The sequence below is a fragment of the Pseudomonas sp. AB39(2026) genome, from assembly GCF_059831485.1.
This window is the reverse complement of the sequence record NZ_CP195212.1, coordinates 2851669-2871013: the sequence shown is the minus strand read 5'-3', so window position 1 is coordinate 2871013 and position 19345 is coordinate 2851669. Positions and strand designations below refer to the sequence as shown.

Below are 19345 nucleotides of genomic sequence, written 5' to 3'. Positions count from 1 at the left end.
ATATCATTGAGCAAGGTCAATGACTGGAGGCAGGTGCAATGCGGCGTGTGGTATTCAATCAGAAAGGGGGTGTCGGCAAATCCAGCATCGCCTGCAACCTGGCGGCAGTCAGTGCCAGTGCCGGTTACCGAACGCTGTTGATCGACCTTGATGCCCAGGCCAACGCCACACAATACCTGACTGGGCTGGCAGGTGATGAAGTACCTGCCGGGATCGCGGCGTTCTTCCGTAACACGCTGGCCTCAGGCGCGTTCGGCAAAAAGAACGCAGTGGATATCTACCAGACGCCTTTTGACAACCTTCACCTGATCACCGCCACAGCCGAGTTGGCGGACCTTCAGCCCAAGCTTGAAGCCAAGTTCAAGATCAACAAGCTGCGCAAGCTGCTTGACTCGTTGGATGAAGACTACGAACGCATCTACATCGACACACCGCCCGCGCTGAATTTCTATGCCGTTTCCGCCCTGATCGCTTCTGACCGTGTACTGGTGCCATTTGACTGCGACAGTTTTTCTCGCCAGGCCCTATATGGGCTAATGGACGAGATCCGCGAACTACGAGATGAGCACAACGAAGCCCTCACCATTGAAGGCATTGTGGTCAACCAGTTCCAGCCGCGTGCAGCCCTGCCCCAGAAAATGCTGGATGCGTTGATCGCGGAAGGCTTGCCCGTATTACCAGCCTACCTCAACGCCTCGGTGCGCATGCGCGAATCCCACGAGGCAAACCAGCCCCTGATCCATTTCGACCCACGGCACAAGCTGACGCAGCAGTTCGTAGCCTTGCATGACCTGTTGGAGGGGCACTAATGAGAACGCTTGGCCTAATGGGCGGAATGAGCTGGGAATCGACCGCCACCTACTACCGTTTGCTTAACGAAGGTGTACGGGACCGTCTGGGCGGTTTGCATTCGGCGCCGCTAATTGTGCATTCCGTAGATTTTGCCCAAGTCGCCGCTATGCAGAAGGCCGGTGAATGGGAGGCTGCAGGTTCTCTGCTCGCTGATGTCGCTCAAGGTCTGGAGCGGGCAGGTGTCACGGCCTTGCTGCTGGCAACCAATACCATGCACAAAATCGCTGAGCTCATTGAAAGCGCAGTCAACATTCCCTTGTTGCATATAGGCGATGCTGTAGGTGCCGAGTTGCAGAGCAAAGGCATCAATACAGTTGCCTTGATCGGTACCCGGTTCACCATGCGCGAGCCATTTTATCGAGAACGGCTGTTTGAGCGCTTTGGTCAGCGAGTGCTATTACCAACCGATGCCGAAATGGACGAAATCGACCGGGTCATTTTCTCCGAGCTGTGTTTTGGGCAAACCCTCCCCCAATCCAAGACCTTTTACCTAAAGTGCCTTGAACGGCTGCATGCCGAGGGGGCAGAGGCAGCGATTCTTGGCTGTACTGAAATCGGCCTGCTGGTCGGTGATCAGGATACGCGCCTGCCATTGGTTGATAGTACGGCGGCGCATGTGCAGATGGGGCTGGCATGGATGATGAGTCAGGACTGATCGGGGCGTAGCAGGGTAAACGCTCACGCTCATGGGCAATCAAAGCTTGGCGCCTACATGTAAGTACTGGCAATGATAAGCAGGTATTAACACACCCCACCCGCCGCATACCCGGACGCCCACGCCCACTGGAAGTTGAAGCCGCCCAAGTGGCCGGTCACATCCAGCACCTCCCCGATGAAATACAAGCCTGGGCTTTTCATGGATTCCATGGTTTTTGAAGACACTTCCCGCGTATCCACACCGCCCAGTGTGACTTCTGCCGTGCGGTAGCCTTCCGTACCGGCCGGCACCAGTTCCCAATGACCCAGTTGATCGGCCACGGCCTGCAATTGCGTGGGCGTGTACTGTTTCAGAGGGCGGGATTCGAACCAGGTGTCGCACAGCAGCTGGGCCATCTTGCGTGTGAACAAGTCACCCAGCAGGGTGCGAAGCTCAGCGTTGGGGCGTTCGGCCTGGGCGGCTTGGAGCCAACTCAGCGCGTCATGATCAGGTAGCAGGTTGAGCGTAACCTTGTCTCCGGCTGCCCAGAACGACGACACCTGAAGCATTGCCGGGCCGCTCAGGCCCCGGTGGGTGAACAGCAGGTTCTCGCGAAAACTATGGCCGTTGCAACTGGCGATGCAATCTACCGATGTACCCGATAGCTCGGTGCACAGGGCCTTGAGCTGATCGGTGATGGTAAAAGGCACCAGGCCGGCACGTGTGGGCAACACGGTATGGCCAAACTGCCGCGCCAACTGATAGCCGAAACCTGTCGCGCCGAGGGTGGGGATGGACAGGCCGCCGGTGGCGATTACTAGCGATGCACACGCCAGGGCGCCGCCGTTGGTGAGCACCCGGTAGCCCCCTTCAACAGCTTTGACCTCTTGCACACTGGTGTTTAGCCGCACTTCGGCACCTGTGCGTTCGCATTCGGCCAGTAGCAGGCCCAGAATGTCGCTGGCCTTGTTGTCACAGAACAGCTGGCCCAGTTTCTTTTCGTGATAGGGCACGCCATAGCCTGCCACCAAGCCAATGAAGTCCCACTGGGTGTACCGGGCCAACGCTGACTTACAGAAATGAGGGTTCTGGGACAGAAAATTCCCAGGTTCTGTGTACATATTGGTGAAATTGCAGCGCCCGCCGCCCGACATTAGAATCTTCTTGCCGGCCTTGTTAGCGTGGTCAATCACCAGCACCGAGCGCCCACGCGCTGCTGCCGTAGCCGCGCACATCAGCCCCGCCGCGCCGGCACCGATTACGATAACGTCCGGTGTCACAGCTGGCGTACTCGCAGGGAGCGGCCCTTGATCTTGCCGTTATTGAGGCGGGACAGCGCCTGCTTGGCCACGCCACGCTCAACCGCCACAAAGGCTTGGTGGTCGAAGATCGCGATCTTGCCCACCTGGGCGCCGGGGATGCCAGCGTCGCCGGTGAGTGCGCCTAGAATGTCACCCGGCCGAACCTTGTCCTTGCGTCCGCCAGCAATACACAGCGTGACCATGGGCGGTACCAACGGGCCATCGCCCTGGCTTTTCAGTTCATCAAGCGGACGCCAGTTTACTTGGGACTTCTGCAGCGCTTCGATGGCCTGGGCACGGTGCGCTTCTGCTGGGGCGACCAAGCTGACGGCAATACCGTTTTCTCCAGCACGTCCGGTACGGCCTATGCGGTGAATATGGATTTCCGCATCGCGGGCCAGCTCCACATTAAGCACCAAGTCCAGGCCTTCGATATCAATGCCACGGGCGGCTACGTCCGTGGCTACCATGACGGTCGTGGAGCGGTTGGCGAACAGTGCCAGCACCTGGTCTCGATCACGCTGCTCCATGTCGCCATGCAAGGCGCTGGCGCTGATACCCTTGCTGGTCAGCAGATCGGTTACCTCCTGACACTGCTGACGGGTGAAGCAGAACGCCACGCATGATTGAGGTCGGAAGTGACCTAGTACCTTCATCACGGCGCTCAGACGGTCTTCAGCATCTACTTCATAGAAACGCTGCTCGATCTTCACGTTGCTGTGCAGCGAGGCGACCTTGACGGTGCGTGGGTTACGCATAAACCTTGCGCTTAAGGTTTCGATGCCCTTGGGGTAAGTGGCCGAAAACAGCAGCGTCTGGCGACGACTGGGTGTCTGCTCAATGATTGCCGAGATGGCATCCACGAAACCCATGTCCAGCATGCGGTCAGCTTCGTCTAGTACCAGCGTATTCAGGCCACTGAGCACCAGTGTGCCTTTGTCCAGGTGCTGCTGCACCCGGCCTGGCGTACCCACGATGATATGTGCGCCGTGTTCCAGCGAGCCCACCTGAGGCCCAAAGGGCGTACCGCCACACAGGGTCAACACCTTGATGTTGTCTTCACTGCGGGCCAGGCGGCGGATTTCCTTGGCTACCTGGTCTGCTAACTCGCGGGTAGGGCACAGCACCAAGGCCTGGCAGCCGAAGTAGCGTGGGTTGATGGGGTTCAGCAGCCCGATACCAAAGGCAGCGGTTTTACCGCTGCCGGTACTGGCCTGGGCGATCAGGTCGGCACCCTCGAGAATGGCCGGCAGGCTCTGGGCCTGGATCGGTGTCATTTGCGTGTAGCCCAGCGATGCCAGGTTGGTGAGCATCGCGGGTGACAGAGGCAAGGTTTCGAAGGCGGTGGCGGTCATGGAGCGGTCCTGCACAAAAAAATGTTGCGCAGTCTAGCAGCCTATGGCCGTTCTCCCTATGCATCCGGGCCAGGTGGCGGACGAACTGCGCGACGCCCAACTTCCGGGGACAGCTGCACGAAAATGGTGGCCGCAAACATGGCCATCAGGCCAATGGTGAGGAAGGTCCAGTGGAACGCCCCCAAGATGCTCTCAACCCCTTCTTCGCTCACCACCGATGACTCAAAGCCACCTAGCAGCGCACCAGCACAAGCTACGCCCAGGCTCATGGACAGTTGGGCGACCACCGCCAACAGGCTGTTGCCGCTGCTGGCTTCCTGATCCCCAAGGTCGATCAGGGTAACGGTGTTCATGGCCGTGAACTGCATGGAGTTGATAGCCCCCAGCACTGCCAGGTGAACCATCAGCAACGTGTAGGGCGTTTGAGCATCCACCAGCCCTAGGCTGGCCAGCATCACACCCAAGGCTACGGTGTTGGTAGTGAGGACCTTCCGGTATCCAAAGCGGCCGATCAGCCGGCCAGCCAAGGGCTTGGCCACCATAGCCGCAGCCGCCAATGGGATCATGCTCATGCCGGCCAGCGAAGGTGAATAGCCCATACCTACTTGCAGCAGCAGCGGCACCAGAAATGGCAGTGCGCCGGAGCCTAGCCGGGCAAACAGGTTGCCCAGAATGCCCACGGCAAAGCTGCGGGTGCGGAACAGGCTGGCAGCAAACAAAGGTGCGTCCACATGGACCGCACGCAGCCAGTACGCCGCCAGGCACGCCATGCCGGCGAACAGCAGCAGCATGACCCGCAGGTGAGGCAGGTGCAGCTCACCCAGCCCTTCCATGGCGATGGTGATCAGCACCATGGCCGCGCCGAACAGGCCAAAGCCGAGCCCATCGAAGCGGGTGCGCTCACCGCCCGGCAGCTCTGGCAGCAACTTGTGCACTGCCCAGCAGCCCAGAATGCCCACGGGCAGGTTGATCAGGAAGATCCAGTGCCAGGTCAGGTACTCCACCATCCAGCCGCCCATGGTAGGGCCGATCAATGGCCCCAGCAGGCCTGGCACAGTGATAAAGCTGAGAATGCGCACCAGCTCCGAACGCGGGTAGGCCCGCAATACCACCAACCGACCTACCGGCAGCAGCAACGCTCCCCCCAGGCCTTGGAGAATGCGCGCAGTCACCAGCATAGGCAGGGTAAAGGACACTGCGCACAGCAAAGAACCTACTGTAAAGATCCCGATGGCGGTCATGAACACGCGCTTGATCCCAAAGCGGTCCGCTACCCAGCCCGAAGCCGGTATCAGCAGTGCAACGGTGAGCATGTAGGCGATGACCACCGACTGCATGCGCAAGGGGTCTTCGGCCAAGTCGCGAGCCATGGCGGGGAGGGCGGTATTGAGGATGGTGCCATCAAGCGACTGCATGAAGAAGGCAATGGCCACCACCCAAGGAATCCAGCGGGCGGTGGCGGGGTCGAGCGTAGCGTGGGTAGGCATATTACCTCTCGGATGGTAAGGCCACGCTCAGCCCCGTATGTGCTAGAGCGTCAGTTTCAGGCTGCTGACCAGCGCGCCGGGCAGGCGGCTCGAATCGGTGTGGCGTTGTTCGTAGGTATCGCTGGAAACGATCAGTTCGCGTTGCTGGGTCAGCCCTAGCAGCTTGTCCCCTAGCAGATCATAGACGCTATCGTCGAAGCGCATGGTGTCGACCGGGCCTACGATCTGACCGTCCTCTACCCAGAAAGTGGCAAAGCGTGTCAGCCCGGTCAGGCGTGCAGCAGGCAGGTCCGAGTAATTGAGGTACCACAGGTTGTTGATGTACAGGCCGCAACCAAGAGCAGCTGGCACTTCTGCCAAGGCCAGTTCACCGGCTGCCATGTCCAGCGCAACGGGCGCTTCACCTGCATCAGCGCCATTGCAGGGCACCCCGTATTCGGCAGCGCTGCGACTATTGGCCAGGCGCCCGCTGGCCTGGCCTGCGGTAATCAGGGGCACATCGTGGCGTGGCCTGCCTTCGGAGCTGAATGCGGGGCTCAATGACCCAGTGACCTGTTCACGAAGGGTCACGGCAGGGTTAAGGCTGAGCTGGCCCCCGTAGAGCTTCTGCAAAGGGCTGGCTTGGCTGGCAAGGGCCTGTGCCGAAAAGCCGCCCCAGGCAAGCATGCCTAGCAGTTCATACATGGCCGCTGGCGCCAGGTAGGCACGGTGGCTACCGGGCTTTACGACCACAGCAGGTAACCCTAGGTACTTCAATTGCTCACGGCCCTGCTCAAGCTGGCGGTCGAACGCAGCCGAGTCCCATCCAGGACCGGCAACACTGGTTTTGACGGCCTGGCCGTTTTCGTGAAACAGGCTCCAGTCCAGGTGCAGGCTGTAAGCGTCGTGCCAGCCGAACGCACCGGCGCTGTTGGCGAAGCCCCTGCTGACTGGGCCGTTGGCCAGGATACCTACCAGGTCCAGCCCTTGTGCCGCAGCGCAGACATGGTCCACTACCGCTAGGGTATCGGCCCTGTTGTCGGGGGCCAGATTACGTACCTCCCAGGGTGCTGTGTGGGGTGCCAACCAAGGGTCTGGGGCAATCAGCGGTAACAGCTGCTGTAATTGGGAAACCCCGGCCTGCACCTGAGCCAAATCTTGGGCGGTGCCGGCCAGGGTGAGCTGAAGGCTGGCCTGGCGAACGCCATCGTTCAAGGCCAACGTGAGCACGGCCTGTTTGACCTGCCCCGCCTGGCGTACCTGGGCATGGTTGAAGCGTACGAAGTCCGACGTTTCTGCCGCCAGCGAAACGTTCAGGTGCTCACCAGGGCGCAGGGTCTCTAGGGCTACCTGGGCCAGTTGCTCGAACTGTGCAGCGCTTATCATTCCCGCCCACCAAATACGTCAATGTTCCCGAACAGGCAGGGCGGTGAAGCATGGCCTACCCGGACTATCTGGTTGGGTTCGCCTTTGCCACAGTAGGGGGTACCCAGCACGCCAAAGCTGTCGCGGTCGCCCACGCCTTTGAGGCTGCGCCAGAAGCTGGCAGAAATGCCTCGGTAATTCGGGTTTTTTACCACAGCGCCCAGCTGGCCGTTTTCAATCAACTGGCCCCATTGGCAGCCAAACTGGAATTTATTGCGGGCATCGTCAATGGACCAGGACCGGTTGGTGCGCATGAGAATGCCGCGCTCCACTGAAGCGATCAGCGCTTGTAGCGATTGCTGCCCCGGCTCGATGTTGAGGTTGGCCATGCGGTCGATGGGCGCACGGTTCCAGCTGGAAGCCCGGCTATTGGCCACGCTTGGCAACCCGCTGCGCAGCGCCGACAAGGCACTGCCCAGCGGGCGCTGCAGAATACCGTCGCGGATCAGCCACGCTTTGCTGGCTGAAGTGCCATCATCATCAAAGCCATAGCTGGCGAGCTCTTCCGGAAGGGTAGGGTCAAAGGTGACGTTCAACAGCGGTGAGCCATAGCGCAGGCTGCCAAAATCCTCCAGGCGAACAAAGCTGGTACCTGCATAGTTGCGCTCATCGCCCAAGATACGGTCCATCTCCAGAGGGTGGCCGATGGACTCATGAATCTGCAGGGCCATCTGGTCTGGCATCAGCAGAAGGTCGCGAGCGCCCTCAGGGGTATTGGGCGCCAGTAGCAACTGCAGCGCCTCTTCGGCGACCCGCTCGGCGCTACCGGCCAGGCCAAGGCGTTCAAGCACGTCCAGGCTACCCTGTTGGCCAAAGTTCTCGCGGCCCAGGGTGCGGGTCTGGCTGTCCGTGTTATTGGCGGCCGTTACACTCACGCCGGGGTACACAAAGCGAAACGCCTGGCGCAGTTCAGCACCGGCGCTGTTGAAATACAGATGCTCGACGTCGCTGATACCCAGTGTGGTTTCCCAACTGGCAAAGCGAGCGTCAGCCGGAACCCGAGCCGCTTCAGCCTGCAGCAGCGCCACGCAATCGCTGAGCGTGGCGAACGGCTGTTCCACGCCAGGCGCCAGGTAATCCTGGCGAGCCTGGGTCATGGCTAAAGGGGCTTGGTTGATCAACCAATGAGGGCCAAGCTGTCGCGCCAAGGTTTCGGCACGGTCCAGTGCCTGTTGCAGGCCTGCCTGTGAGAGGTCACTGGTGGCGGCATACGCCTCGTTGCCCCCCACCCGCGCTACCAGCATTGCGCCTTCGTCCAACACCAGCCGGGGCGGCTCGGCAACGCCGCGACGCACGCTCAGGTACTGGTCGGCCTGGCGCACATGGCGCAGGGAAAAGGCGTCTGCCCGAGTGCGCAAGGCCTTGAAGCGCTCGCGCAGGGTGGCAGTCTGGGCGAACAGTGGGCCGCTCAGATGGGGCAACCTTTGGCACGCAGGATCGCGTCGAAACGCTTCGGGTCCAGGGTGCCATTGGCAATGCCTTCCAAGGTAGCGCGCTCACGAGCCAGCAGATCGTTGCAGCGCTGAACCAGCTCTGGCAATTCGGCACGGGCTGCGGCTACTACACCGTCGCCGTCGCCGATCATGAGGTCACCGGGCATTACCAGCATGCCGGCACAGGAGATAGGCACGTTGATTTCGCCACCGCCATCAGTGCTTGGGCCACGGTGTACTGCGCCGATGGCGTACACAGGCAGCTCGCCGGTCTGCCATTCGTCTACGTCACGCAGTGCGCCGTTGATGACTACGCCGGCAATGCCTGCCTTCAAGGCCATGGCGCGCATGATGCCGCCAAACACGGCACGGGTCAGGTCCGCGCTGCCGTCGATGACCAGCACGTCGCCTGGGCGAGCCATCTGCATGGCCTTGAGGATCATCAGGTTGTCGCCCGGGCGAACCCGCACGGTCAGTGCGCTGCCCAGCATCGGCTTGTTGCCATGGAACGCCTTGAGGCCCAGGCCCCCGACATTACGGCCCAGGCAGTCGCTTACGGCAGCGGCTGGGATCTTGCTGAATTCGGTCAGCCAGCGTGGATCAAGCGGCTCGACGTTAGGGTTGATCATGTAGCCAGCGGGCCATTTGCTCGAAGATACGACATCAAACATAGGGATAAAGCCTCGGTGAAACCTCGACGCCGGCCGATGCCAGCATGGCGGGGAACTCTTCTCTTGGGTGGGCAAGCTTAGGCCCGGTGTCCGGTACACCGCAAGCGGTGGCGGGCCAATGGCTTAACCAGGGCTGAATCGTTTAGCCCTTGAAGGGTGCAGGCCCCTTGCCGGAGCGAAATCGAAAGGGGCTACAGGTCTCGCCAGAGGGAATCGAAATCTTCGTCGCGTGCGGCGACGTCTAGGTTGGCAGGTTTGGCAGGCGCCTGTGGTGCCTGTTCGGCGAAGCGGTATTCGAACTGATTGAAGCTGCCCGTGCTGGAGAGGCGCTTCAACAGGCTAGCTCTGTGTTCGCTCCCGTTGGTATTGAGCACGATCCTGTGGCCTTCCTGGAAAGGCAGGCGAGGGGCCAGCAACGTAGCAGGAATATCGATGGCACGGATTTCCGGCAGTACCAGGCCACGCAGGTACTCGCTGTGAGGGTCATCCCCACGTACCAGTTGCAGGCCACAGGGCTGTGCATGGGGAGCGATCAATTCGATGCCCATCTGTGTACCGCCGTCACGTACCTGGCGAATCCAGCGAACCACGGCCACGCTCCAACCCTGGGAGGGGGCATCCTGAATGCCTACCAGCTCGCCTGCCTGCAGTTGAGAGGGCACCTCCTTGCGCCATGCCAGGCAGTAACCGCCGGGGCTATGGTTGACAATCTGTAGCCCATACGTGGGGAACTCAGGAGGCTGCCCTTGCTGGTTGGCGCGCTCGGGCAAGTACTCGATTTCTTCGACCGACGGCACCTCTATAACGGGCCCCCAGGCACCTTGCTTGCCTAATGCGTTGAACTGAGCGGAGGTGCTGCTGCCGGGGAGCCCCAACTGCTCACCAAACGTGCGCTCGCCGCCCAGGTAATAATGCATGGCGCTCATGCCGATGCACACGGTGAGATGCCCCTGGCCCGGCGTGCGTTGGAACGTGCGCTCGGCCACGTCGCCCCAGGCCGCTGCCACATGCTGCAGTACATCGCTGCTGAAACCAGGCGGCACTGTCAGGCGTGCCTGCGGGCGCTGCTCTTCGGGCAGCGCAAGGAATTCGGCGATGTAATGTGCCAGCACTGAGGTATCCAGCCCTAGCAGGTCAGGCAGTTCAGCCGCTTCGAACAAAGCCTTGTAGCGAGGTGGCCCATCGATTGTGGGGGCAACGGCAAACAGGCTGCTGACGGCCAGCGCGGGCTGCATGCGCGCATACTGGCTCCAGCCTTCGAGCATTTCGGCCAAGCGCATGATCGCTGTTTGCCGCATCTGGTTACAGCGAGAGCTGCCTAGCAACAGCGCCGCTACATAAGTTTGCTCAGGCGTGAGTGCCTTCACATGATGAGCAAGGCTGTCTGCTACTGATGTGTGCTGCACCTTATGTTCGCAAGCGGTCAGGTACAAATGATGCAGGTCCAGCCACAGCCGTTCAGGTACCGGACAATACAGCAGAGCTGCCCGCACCAAGGGGCCATAAAGGCAATGGGCTGCCCGCTGTAGCGAGATGGCCAAGGCCGTCGACTGTTCCCGGCCAGCAGACGCCAGGCGTATCACAATAATCTTGTAGCCCACGGCGAGGTGGTTCTGCAGCGCCTGGCACAGATTGACTACCTTGCGTGCACGCTCGTCCAGCACAATGGCTTGGTTGAGGAAGTGCCGCTCCAGCTGCTTGCAGACGTAATACACCTCTGGGCGCAGCAGTTCGAGCAGCTGCAGCCGGTTTTCACTGGGTGTTACCAATTGGTTGAGTTCGGTAAGCCCCTGGTACAGCAGCCGCGCCGTTTCCCCTATATTGGCCTTGGGCAACTGCGAGATCCACCGCTTGAGGTCGCGCGGGTTCGCCTCGCAGAACGACAAGGTGTTCTGCGTGGGAGTCGGCGCACGAAGCGACAGATGGGCATTGGGGCGAAGCATCCGCTGGTTCCTGATCATCGTCCGAGGTAGGTACGTCATTGGCCCGAACACGCGTGGCCTTTGGCGGACCTTCGTTCATTGAACTCTAACAGCATCCCGATAAGGCCGCACTTGCTGCAAGGCACATCACGGCGCAACAGTAGGCATCCCCAGCAACTGGCCCATGCGTACGGGAGATACAGCAGCCAGATGATGGCCCCAGGTCACCTGGTCCGGCCCGAACAGTATGATGACCGTGGAACCCAGCTTGAACCGACCCATTTCAGCCCCTTTCTCCAAGTGAATAGGGCCACGGGCCGCCTCGTCGTAACGCCAGCTCTTCAGCGTGCGCTTGGGCGGTGTCACCAACCCGGCCCAGACCGTCTCGATGGAAGCGACGATCATGGCACCCACCAGTACCATGGCCATGGGGCCGCGTTCGGTATCGAACAGGCACACCACGCGCTCGTTGCGTGCGAACAGTTCAGGTACGTTCTCGGCGGTGGTTTGGTTGACCGAGAAAATTCGGCCCGGAACGTAGATCATCTCCCGTAGCGTGCCTGCCAGTGGCATGTGCACGCGGTGGTAGTCCCGTGGTGACAGGTAAACGGTGGAAAAGCTGCCACCCATGAAGGCAGCAGCGTGCGCAGGGTCACCGCCCAGCAGTTCCAGCACGCTGAAGCTGTGCCCTTTTGCCTGGAAGATGCGGCCGTGTTCGATGGGGCCCATCTGGCTGATGGCGCCGTCAGCGGGTGAAAGAATGGCCCCAGGGGTAGGGTCCAGCGGGCGAGCATCGGGCTTCAAGGCCCGAGTGAAGAAGGCGTTGAAATGCTCATAGGCGTTCTGGTCTTCGACCAGTGCTTCGCTCATGTCCACATTGAACCGCCGTACAAACCAGTTGGTGAACGTATTCTTCACCCAGCGCGCGCGCGATTCTGCCAGGCAGCCTGCCAGCCGAGACAACAGGTGGTGGGGCAGCAGGTACTGGGAAATGATAAACAGCCGATCTTTCATGAAGTGCCCTTAAAGGTCGATAGGGGTATCAGGGTGATTGCCCCATTCACCCCAGGAGCCGGCATAGGCTTTGACTCGCGGGTAACCGAGTGCCTTGGCGGCCAGATAGGTAAAGCCCGACCGGTGGTGGGTCTGGCAATGTGTAATGATTTCCTTGTCAGGCGTGATACCGAGCGTTTCCAGCACCTGGGGAAGGTCCTTGCGAATGCGCAGGTGATGGGTAGGGTCCATGCCAGCGGTCCATTCGAAGTTCACGGCGCCGGGCACATGGCCACCGCGCGCGGCCACAACCTTTTCTCCGGAAAACTCCAATGGGCCACGGGCATCCCAGATCGCCAGGTCCGGAGCACCCAGGCGGCTGCGCAAATAATCAAGCGTGGCCGTTGGGCCGTCGTGGACAGCCAGGTTTACAGGTGTAGACAGCGGCGCAGGCACTTCAGTGCTGAGGGGATAGCCTTCGGCCTCCCAGGCCAGCAGGCCGCCATCCAGGTAGTGGTAACGGCTGTGGCCAATGACGTCCAGTAGCCAGACGAACCGGCCTGCCCAGCCACCGCCTTCGTCGTCGTACACCACATACGTGGCCTCTGGGTGATGGCCAAGCTCGCCAAACAGTGCGTTGAGGCTGGTCAGGCTGGGCAGCAGCCCTGGCGCTGGCGGCGTGCCCAGTTGGGTGCGGGAGGGCGCAACGAAACGGGCACCTGGAACATGCCCGGCGGCATAACGCGCCTGGCTGGTAAGGTCGACCACGATCAGGCCAGGCGCATTCAGGCGGGCTGCCAGGTCTGAGGGTTCGATGATCAGCCCCAGGTCAGAGAAGTCAGCCATACAGGAATCCTTGGGTGGGTAAGAGGCCAGATTGTAGCGCAACCCTTAGCGGCTGCGGCTACTGAACACCGTCAGGGCGTGCTCGATACATTGAGCTGTTTTGCCAAACGCCTGAACGCTGGTGTCGGCCATGGGTTGCCCACCTTGGTCGGCTAGCACCAGCATCAGCACCCGATCCTGGCTGGCAATAGAGCGCAACAGCAGGTGCTCGCCGCGAAACATCACTCGTAGGCTGGCAGGCACAAGCCGGGACAATGAAGCATTGTTTTCAGGGGTAAGCCGCAATTGGCCAGGGCGCTCCACCAGGCGCTGCAGCAGCGGCGCATGGCTCAAGGGCATGCTCAGGTCCACGGCTGCCTTGGGGAGCCCGGCAATCAGGTGAACGCGCAGGTTGGCCTGGGCCTTGTCTACCATCAGCAGGGCCACACGGCGCATGCCGCAGGCTTCCAGCGCCTGCATGGCCACCCCCATCAGGTGCATGGCGTTATTGAAAGGGCTGGGCGCCTGACGCAAGGTCATGCAGTGCTGACGCCACAGCGCCAAGGCCTCCTGGCTTGGCCCGGCTACGGGCAGCAGGCCAGGGTGCACACGACGTTCATGCAGGGGCCAGACCAGGGCCATGGCCGGGTGCCAGAGTGCAGGGCCGGCGTGGCTGTGGGCACTCTGTACCGCTTGTACATGTGCCTGCTGCTGCACCTGCTCCAACGGCGCCTGTGTATACAGGGCCAGTAGCTGTTGCCAACGCAGCACATGGGGCGTGCCCCAGCCCTGTTCGCAGGCCAGGGCCATGCCGTTGGCCAGCAACACAGTGGTGGCGGGTTGGTTGAGCCAGCGGTAAAGCTCTGGGTTGCTGTCCAGCTTATGCTGCTGGGCCAAGGGGTCGTCCTGGTTACGGGCGATCAGCATGGCCTTGGTGAGTGAGCGCCGCTCCAGGGTAAGAGCGCGGTAGCCCTGGCGCACCCAGGCAGGGAGCCCCCAGTAGTCCGCCAGTGCCTTGCACAGGTCCAACACCCGTATGCCAAACAGCTCCCGCTCCACGCGGTCCGGGTTCTCACCCTTGTGCAGCACGCGCAGGTCCCACTCCTCGAACAGCTTGGGCTCGGTCATTGCCAAAGGCCATAGCGGTGCCAGAAACAGCAGGCTGCCCCAGTGTATCTCCTGCCACAGGCGCGCCAGGCGAGCGGCAAAAAAGCCGCTGGCTTGCTGGGTAGCGTGCTGGCTGATCAGCTGAAGCTGGCGCAGGGGCAGCGGGATGTCTTCAGGTGCCATGGCCGGCACGCGCGCCAGCAGCTCGCCGGTGCGTTGCAAGCCCAGGCGGTTGAGGGCGATTTCCAGGCTCTCGGCTGGCTCCACCAGGGTATTGCTGGCCTGCAGGTTGGCTTCGCGGATAACGTTGAGTACCAGGGCTGGACTGCCCTGCATGCATTCAGCGATGTCTCGCAGCGAACTGCGGCTATCGTTGAGTACAGCGCATACGCGCTCATGGCTGGCACGAGGGACTGGAATGCGAACGTTACCCAGTGATTTAACCCAGGCTTCAAGGCTCTGCTGCCGAACGGCTGACATAGGAGGTGGCGCTCGCATACGTGTGTTTAAGAAAACGTAACTATAGTCTGGCGCAGTTCTGCCGATAGGTAGAAGCAGAGATTGAAACGGCCTCGCGCCAGTTGTCCCACGTTTGCGAAGTGTTCCTGACCTATGGCTAAAATTATCGGCATTATCGTCGTATTCGCGAGCGTTCTCGGCGGGTACGTCCTTTCCCACGGAAAAATCGCGGCCCTGATCCAGCCTTTCGAGGTCATGATCATCGGCGGGGCGTGCCTGGGGGCCTTCCTCCAGGCCAACCCAGGGTCGGCCACCATGCACGTGCTCAAGAAGTCGTTGAAGATGTTCAAGAGCCGGTTTACTCACGCCTTCTACCTGGAAGTGCTAGGCCTGGTGTATGAGATCCTCAACAAAAGCCGCCGTGAAGGCATGATGGCCATCGAAAGCGACATCGAAGATGCCGCCGCCAGCCCGATCTTCGCCAAATACCCGGCTGTGCTGAACGATGCGCGCATGACCGCATTTATCTGCGATTACCTGCGCATCATGTCCTCGGGCAACATGGCACCCCATGAGCTGGAGGGCCTGTTCGACATGGAACTGCTAAGCATGAAGGAAGAGCTGGAACACCCTTCCCATGCGGTGCAGGGCATTGCCGATGGCCTGCCAGGTTTCGGTATCGTGGCGGCCGTACTGGGTATTGTGGTCACCATGGCGTCCTTGGGCGATGGCGACAAGGCGGCCATTGGTGGTCACGTGGGCGCGGCCTTGGTCGGTACGTTCTTCGGTATTCTGGCGGCCTACGGTTTCTTCGGCCCCTTGTCGACGAGCCTGGCCCATGACGCCAAGGAAGAAATGAACGTGTTCGAAGCCATCAAGGCGTGCCTGGTAGCCTCTGCCTCTGGCATGCCGCCTACCTTGGCAGTGGAATTCGGCCGCAAGGTGCTGTACCCCGCCCACCGTCCGAGCTTTGCCGAGCTCGAACAAGCGGTTCGCGGTCGCTAAGCCATGGAGAACAATCAGCCGATCATCGTCAAGCGCGTAAAGCGCTTCGGCGGAGGGCACCACGGGGGTGCCTGGAAAATTGCCTTTGCCGACTTCGCAACCGCGATGATGGCCTTCTTTCTGGTGCTGTGGTTGCTGTCTGAAGCGACCCCGGAGCAGAAGCTTGCTATCGCGGGCTATTTCAAGGACCCGATCGGCTTCACCGAAAGCGGCTCACCTTACGTGATCGACCTAGGTGGGTCGCCGCAGCTGGCGCCCGACCATACCCTGAACCCGGAAACCAAGGACACCCCGCCCAAACCTGAAGCGGAGAACTCGGTGGACCCCGACCAGGCTGAAAACATTGCCGAGAAAGTAGAGAAGGATCGCCTGGAGCTGCTGCTGCAGGAATTGCAGAACAAGGTGGATGAGAACCCGCAACTGCAGAAATTCAAGGACCAGATTCTCTTCGAGATCACCCAGGACGGCCTGCGCATTCAGATCATGGATGCCGAGAACCGGCCCATGTTCGACCTGGGCAGTGCCCGGCTCAAACCCTATTTCGAAGACATTCTGCTGGCGATGGCCGACACCATCAAGGAAGTGCCCAACAAGGTGAGCATCAGCGGCCACACCGACGCCAAGCCCTATGCGGCCAGTGCAGACTTCGGCAACTGGGAGCTGTCTGCCAACCGTGCCAACGCGGCCCGGCGCACGCTGGTGGCAGGCAGTTACCCTGAGTCGCAGATTGCGCGTGTGGTGGGCTACGGTTCGTCTTCGCTCTTCGATCGCAAGAACCCGTTGAACCCGGTCAACCGCCGTATCGACATCATTGTGCTGAACAAGAAAGCCCAGCGTGATATCGAAGGAGAGCAGCCCGATAGCCCGCCAGCCACGACGCCTGCTACACCGGCAGCACCTGGGGCCGCTGTACCGCCCACTGCCCCGGCGCCAGCAGTGCCCAGTGCCACGAGTGGGCAGATCCCTACGGTTCAGCCCCGGGACCTGAGGGAGAAGGTGAACATCTTTGACAATGGCGCCTTGCAGATGCAGGCACCGGCACCCTCGGCCCGGCAATTGTAGCCGGGTATGAGGGGCGGCCTGAGAAGACCAGTTCCCGGGCTACGCCTGCGGCTTGGCCCGGCCCTACACGGTGAACCGGCTCAATAGCGTTCTTGCGCCAGGCTGGCAATGATCGAGCGATAGCTGTGCATGCGTTGAGGGTGAATACGGCCCTCTTCCAGGGCCATCAACAAGGCGCAACCTGGCTCGCGGTCGTGCTTGCAGTCGCGGAAGCGACAGTGGCCGAGCAGGCCGTCGAACTCGATGAAGCCAGCTTCCACATCCTCACGGCTGACATGGGCCAGGCCGAACTCCCGGATGCCCGGCGAGTCGATCAGATCGCCCCCTTGCGGGAAATGGAACAGCTTGGCCGTGGTGGTGGTGTGCTGGCCCTGGCCGGACCACTCCGATAGCGCCCCTACCCGAGCCTGCGCGTCTGGCAACAGCTGATTCACCAGCGACGACTTGCCTACGCCGGACTGGCCCACGAATACACTGGTGTGGCCTTTGAGCCGCGCCTTGAGCTGTTCCATGCCATCACCCTCATGGGCAGACACTTCCAGCAGCGGGTAGCCCAGCTGCCGGTACGCCTCTAGCAAGTCGTTAAGCCTGCCCTCGTTGTCGGCGTTGATCAGGTCAGCCTTGTTCAGCAGCAGCAGGGGCCGGATGCCCGAGTGCTCTGCTGCCACCAAGTAACGGTCGATCAAGTTGGCCTGAGGCTCAGGCGCGGGGGCGAACACAATCACGATAAGGTCGACGTTGGCCGCGACTGGTTTGAGTTGCCCACGGTGGTCGGGGCGGCACAGCTCCGTGCTGCGTGGCAACTGCGCCACGATAACGCCAATGCCCTGGTTGCCGGCGCGCCATACCACTCGGTCCCCCGTAACCATGGCCGGCAGGTTGGCCCGCAGGTGGCAACGGAACACCTCGCCTGCCCGCTCGCCTTGCTGGGCTTCCACTTCAACTTGAACCCCGTAGTGGGCAATGATCAGGCCGGTTTCTTCCGGGCCCAGATCGCCGCCTTCAAGCACTTCTACGGCGTGTGACTCACGTTTGGCGACGCGGTCGGCGCGCTCGTTCTGGATCTTGTCGATACGCCAGGCCTGGCGACGGTTGAGTTGGCGTTTGGCCATGGGATTCCTGGAAAAAAGCACCGACAGGGGCGCGCAGACGACGGGGATGAGGCGAGCCATGAGTCTAGCATGCCCCGGTGCGCTACACTTCGCAGTCTTGTCGAGGAGAGTGCAATGCTGAACCCCACCAACCTGATCTGGATCGACCTGGAAATGACCGGGCTGGACCCAGACACCGACGTTATCATTGAAATGGCGACGATCGTTACAGACAGTGAGCTCAATACCCTGGCTGAAGGGCCGGTGATTGCCATTCACCACAGCGACGAAGTACTGGCGCGCATGGACGAGTGGAACACGCGTCAGCACGGTGGCTCGGGCCTGACCCAGCGGGTGCGTGACAGCCAGGTGTCCATGGCCGAAGCCGAAGCCCAGACTATCGCGTTTCTGGAACAGTGGGTACCTAAGGGCAAGTCGCCGATCTGTGGCAACAGCATCTGCCAGGACCGCCGTTTCCTGTACCGTCACATGTCGGCGCTGGAGGGCTACTTCCATTACCGCAACCTGGACGTTTCCACGCTCAAGATTCTGGCGGGCTTATGGGCGCCGGAAGTGCGCGACAGCCTTGAAAAAGGCGGCAGCCACCTGGCACTGGACGACATCCGCGACTCTATTGCCGAGTTGCAGCACTACCGCAAGCATTTCATCAAGGCGTGATGCACTGCCCGTGGCGGCCCAAGGCCCACTCTACATGCTCGCGAACGAGCGCCGAGGGGTGGTCGCGGCGGGCGTTGAGTGCCTCCACCACTGCAACGGTAGTTGGCGCATTGCCCAGGCCCACTGCCAGGTTACGTAACCAGCGCTCGTAGCCTGCACGGCGCACGGGTGAGCCTTCGGTTTGCGCCAGAAACTCCTGCTCATCCCAGCGAAACAAGGCGGCCAGTTCCGCATTGTCCAAGCCGTGACGTGGGCTGAAATCGCGCTCGGCCGTGGGCCGGGCGAAGCGGTTCCAGGGGCATACCAACTGGCAGTCGTCGCACCCAAATACGCGGTTGCCGATCAGAGGGCGCAGGTCTTCAGGAATCGAGCCTTTGTACTCGATCGTGAGGTAGGAAATGCAGCGCCGGGCATCCAGCTGATAGGGGCCCACAAAGGCCTGAGTGGGGCAGATGTCCAGGCACGCGGTGCATTTACCACAGTGCTCTGAGGCCTGTGGCGGGTCGGTGGGCAGGGGAAGGTCGACAAACAGCTCGCCCAGAAAGAAATAGCTACCGGCCTTACGGTTCAGCACCAGCGTGTTCTTGCCAATCCAACCCAGGCCGGCCTGTTCGGCGATGGCTTTTTCCAGTACGGGTGCGCTGTCCACAAAGGCCCGGTAGCCAAAGGGGCCAATCACGGCAATGATGCGCTCGGCCAACTGCTGCAGGCGTTTGCGCACGAGCTTGTGGTAATCCCGGCCCAGCGCGTAGCGTGAAATGTAAGCAGCGTTTGGGTCTGCCAGGCGTTCGGCCATGCGTGTGTCACCGGGCAGGTAATCCATGCGTACCGATACCACACGCAAGGTGCCAGGCACCAGTTCATCGGGCCGCCACCGCTTGCTGCCGTGGGCACCCATGTAGTCCATTTCACCGTGATAGCCGGCGTCCAGCCAGCGCTGCAGGTGCTGCTCGTGCTCACCAAGCGCCAGGCCGCTGATGCCGACTTGCTGGAAGCCGAGTTCGCGCCCCCAGTCCTTGATGGAGGAGGCCAGGGCAGTGAGGTCGATGACGGCGGTGGACAT

17 protein-coding genes are annotated in these 19345 nt (G+C 61.2%); 5 read left to right on the top strand and 12 right to left on the bottom strand.

Features of this window, described 5'->3' with window-relative positions; genetic code table 11:
• Positions 1-38 precede the first annotated feature (38 nt).
• Both ACSAMW_RS13225 and ACSAMW_RS13220 read left to right on the top strand, forming a co-directional pair.
• Positions 39-809, top strand: a complete 771-nt coding sequence (locus ACSAMW_RS13225) for a ParA family protein (RefSeq protein ID WP_500590685.1) — start codon at positions 39-41, stop codon at positions 807-809.
• The gene (locus tag ACSAMW_RS13220) at positions 809-1507 is read left to right on the top strand and encodes an aspartate/glutamate racemase family protein (RefSeq protein ID WP_500590684.1); all 699 of its coding nucleotides are present in this window, start codon (positions 809-811) and stop codon (positions 1505-1507) included. The genes ACSAMW_RS13225 and ACSAMW_RS13220 overlap by 1 nt, the downstream gene beginning before the upstream one ends.
• Before the next feature lie 86 nt (positions 1508-1593).
• On the opposite strand, the gene ACSAMW_RS13215 is transcribed toward ACSAMW_RS13220, so the two are convergent.
• From ACSAMW_RS13215 to ACSAMW_RS13170, 10 genes are all read right to left on the bottom strand, one after another.
• On the bottom strand, positions 1594-2724 hold the full coding sequence (locus ACSAMW_RS13215) for a BaiN/RdsA family NAD(P)/FAD-dependent oxidoreductase (protein WP_500594038.1): 1131 nt from the start codon (positions 2722-2724) through the stop codon (positions 1594-1596).
• 41 nt (positions 2725-2765) lie between these two features.
• A complete protein-coding gene (dbpA, locus tag ACSAMW_RS13210; RefSeq protein ID WP_500590683.1) occupies positions 2766-4145 on the bottom strand; it encodes an ATP-dependent RNA helicase DbpA in 1380 nt (459 codons plus the stop codon).
• Positions 4146-4201: 56 nt separating this feature from the next.
• The gene (gene mdtD / locus ACSAMW_RS13205; protein WP_500590682.1) at positions 4202-5632 is read right to left on the bottom strand and encodes a multidrug transporter subunit MdtD; all 1431 of its coding nucleotides are present in this window, start codon (positions 5630-5632) and stop codon (positions 4202-4204) included.
• Between the two features lie 42 nt (positions 5633-5674).
• A complete protein-coding gene (locus ACSAMW_RS13200) occupies positions 5675-6997 on the bottom strand; it encodes a metallopeptidase TldD-related protein (protein WP_500590681.1) in 1323 nt (440 codons plus the stop codon).
• Entirely contained in the window at positions 6994-8436 is a 1443-nt protein-coding gene (locus ACSAMW_RS13195) for a TldD/PmbA family protein (RefSeq protein ID WP_500594037.1), read from the bottom strand. Before ACSAMW_RS13195 ends, ACSAMW_RS13200 begins: the two co-directional genes overlap by 4 nt.
• A gap of 8 nt (positions 8437-8444) precedes the next feature.
• On the bottom strand, positions 8445-9140 hold the full coding sequence (locus ACSAMW_RS13190) for an RraA family protein (RefSeq protein ID WP_168082947.1): 696 nt from the start codon (positions 9138-9140) through the stop codon (positions 8445-8447).
• A gap of 191 nt (positions 9141-9331) precedes the next feature.
• Positions 9332-11083 (bottom strand): cyclic-di-GMP receptor FimW-related protein, encoded by a 1752-nt coding sequence (locus tag ACSAMW_RS13185; RefSeq protein ID WP_500590680.1) that lies wholly within the window; start codon positions 11081-11083, stop codon positions 9332-9334.
• A 126-nt stretch (positions 11084-11209) separates the two neighbouring features.
• Positions 11210-12076 (bottom strand): archaetidylserine decarboxylase, encoded by an 867-nt coding sequence (asd, locus tag ACSAMW_RS13180; RefSeq protein ID WP_500590679.1) that lies wholly within the window; start codon positions 12074-12076, stop codon positions 11210-11212.
• 9 nt (positions 12077-12085) lie between these two features.
• Positions 12086-12901, bottom strand: coding sequence for a rhodanese-like domain-containing protein (locus tag ACSAMW_RS13175; protein WP_500590678.1), 816 nt, complete (start codon positions 12899-12901; stop codon positions 12086-12088).
• Positions 12902-12946: 45 nt separating this feature from the next.
• Positions 12947-14485: an HDOD domain-containing protein gene (locus ACSAMW_RS13170; protein ID WP_500590677.1), complete on the bottom strand. Its 1539-nt coding sequence runs from the start codon at positions 14483-14485 to the stop codon at positions 12947-12949.
• A 114-nt stretch (positions 14486-14599) separates the two neighbouring features.
• On the opposite strand from ACSAMW_RS13170, the gene motA reads away from it, so the two are divergent.
• Positions 14600-15451, top strand: coding sequence for a flagellar motor stator protein MotA (gene motA / locus ACSAMW_RS13165; protein WP_168082937.1), 852 nt, complete (start codon positions 14600-14602; stop codon positions 15449-15451).
• Between the two features lie 3 nt (positions 15452-15454).
• Positions 15455-16513, top strand: coding sequence for a flagellar motor protein MotB (gene motB, locus ACSAMW_RS13160; protein WP_500590676.1), 1059 nt, complete (start codon positions 15455-15457; stop codon positions 16511-16513).
• 80 nt (positions 16514-16593) lie between these two features.
• Here the strand turns inward: motB and rsgA are convergent, their stop codons facing one another.
• The gene (rsgA, locus tag ACSAMW_RS13155) at positions 16594-17625 is read right to left on the bottom strand and encodes a small ribosomal subunit biogenesis GTPase RsgA (protein ID WP_500590675.1); all 1032 of its coding nucleotides are present in this window, start codon (positions 17623-17625) and stop codon (positions 16594-16596) included.
• A gap of 114 nt (positions 17626-17739) precedes the next feature.
• On the opposite strand from rsgA, the gene orn reads away from it, so the two are divergent.
• Positions 17740-18282: an oligoribonuclease gene (gene orn, locus ACSAMW_RS13150; protein WP_500590674.1), complete on the top strand. Its 543-nt coding sequence runs from the start codon at positions 17740-17742 to the stop codon at positions 18280-18282.
• Here the strand turns inward: orn and queG are convergent.
• Positions 18272-19345 carry a tRNA epoxyqueuosine(34) reductase QueG gene (gene queG, locus ACSAMW_RS13145; RefSeq protein WP_500590673.1) on the bottom strand — a complete coding sequence of 358 codons (1074 nt, stop codon included), beginning with the start codon at positions 19343-19345 and terminating at the stop codon, positions 18272-18274. The genes orn and queG overlap by 11 nt on opposite strands.

Coding starts and splice junctions, on each gene's coding strand:
- ACSAMW_RS13185 (WP_500590680.1), bottom strand. CDS start 11,083: ATGCTTCGCCCCAATGCCCATCTGTCGCTTCGTGCGCCGACTCCCACG.
- ACSAMW_RS13225 (WP_500590685.1), top strand. CDS start 39: ATGCGGCGTGTGGTATTCAATCAGAAAGGGGGTGTCGGCAAATCCAGC.
- rsgA (WP_500590675.1), bottom strand. CDS start 17,625: ATGGCCAAACGCCAACTCAACCGTCGCCAGGCCTGGCGTATCGACAAG.
- asd (WP_500590679.1), bottom strand. CDS start 12,076: ATGAAAGATCGGCTGTTTATCATTTCCCAGTACCTGCTGCCCCACCAC.
- motB (WP_500590676.1), top strand. CDS start 15,455: ATGGAGAACAATCAGCCGATCATCGTCAAGCGCGTAAAGCGCTTCGGC.
- ACSAMW_RS13220 (WP_500590684.1), top strand. CDS start 809: ATGAGAACGCTTGGCCTAATGGGCGGAATGAGCTGGGAATCGACCGCC.
- ACSAMW_RS13170 (WP_500590677.1), bottom strand. CDS start 14,485: ATGCGAGCGCCACCTCCTATGTCAGCCGTTCGGCAGCAGAGCCTTGAA.
- mdtD (WP_500590682.1), bottom strand. CDS start 5,632: ATGCCTACCCACGCTACGCTCGACCCCGCCACCGCCCGCTGGATTCCT.
- ACSAMW_RS13190 (WP_168082947.1), bottom strand. CDS start 9,140: ATGTTTGATGTCGTATCTTCGAGCAAATGGCCCGCTGGCTACATGATC.
- ACSAMW_RS13175 (WP_500590678.1), bottom strand. CDS start 12,901: ATGGCTGACTTCTCTGACCTGGGGCTGATCATCGAACCCTCAGACCTG.
- motA (WP_168082937.1), top strand. CDS start 14,600: ATGGCTAAAATTATCGGCATTATCGTCGTATTCGCGAGCGTTCTCGGC.
- ACSAMW_RS13200 (WP_500590681.1), bottom strand. CDS start 6,997: ATGATAAGCGCTGCACAGTTCGAGCAACTGGCCCAGGTAGCCCTAGAG.
- orn (WP_500590674.1), top strand. CDS start 17,740: ATGCTGAACCCCACCAACCTGATCTGGATCGACCTGGAAATGACCGGG.
- queG (WP_500590673.1), bottom strand. CDS start 19,345: ATGTCCACCGCCGTCATCGACCTCACTGCCCTGGCCTCCTCCATCAAG.
- ACSAMW_RS13215 (WP_500594038.1), bottom strand. CDS start 2,724: ATGTGCGCGGCTACGGCAGCAGCGCGTGGGCGCTCGGTGCTGGTGATT.
- dbpA (WP_500590683.1), bottom strand. CDS start 4,145: ATGACCGCCACCGCCTTCGAAACCTTGCCTCTGTCACCCGCGATGCTC.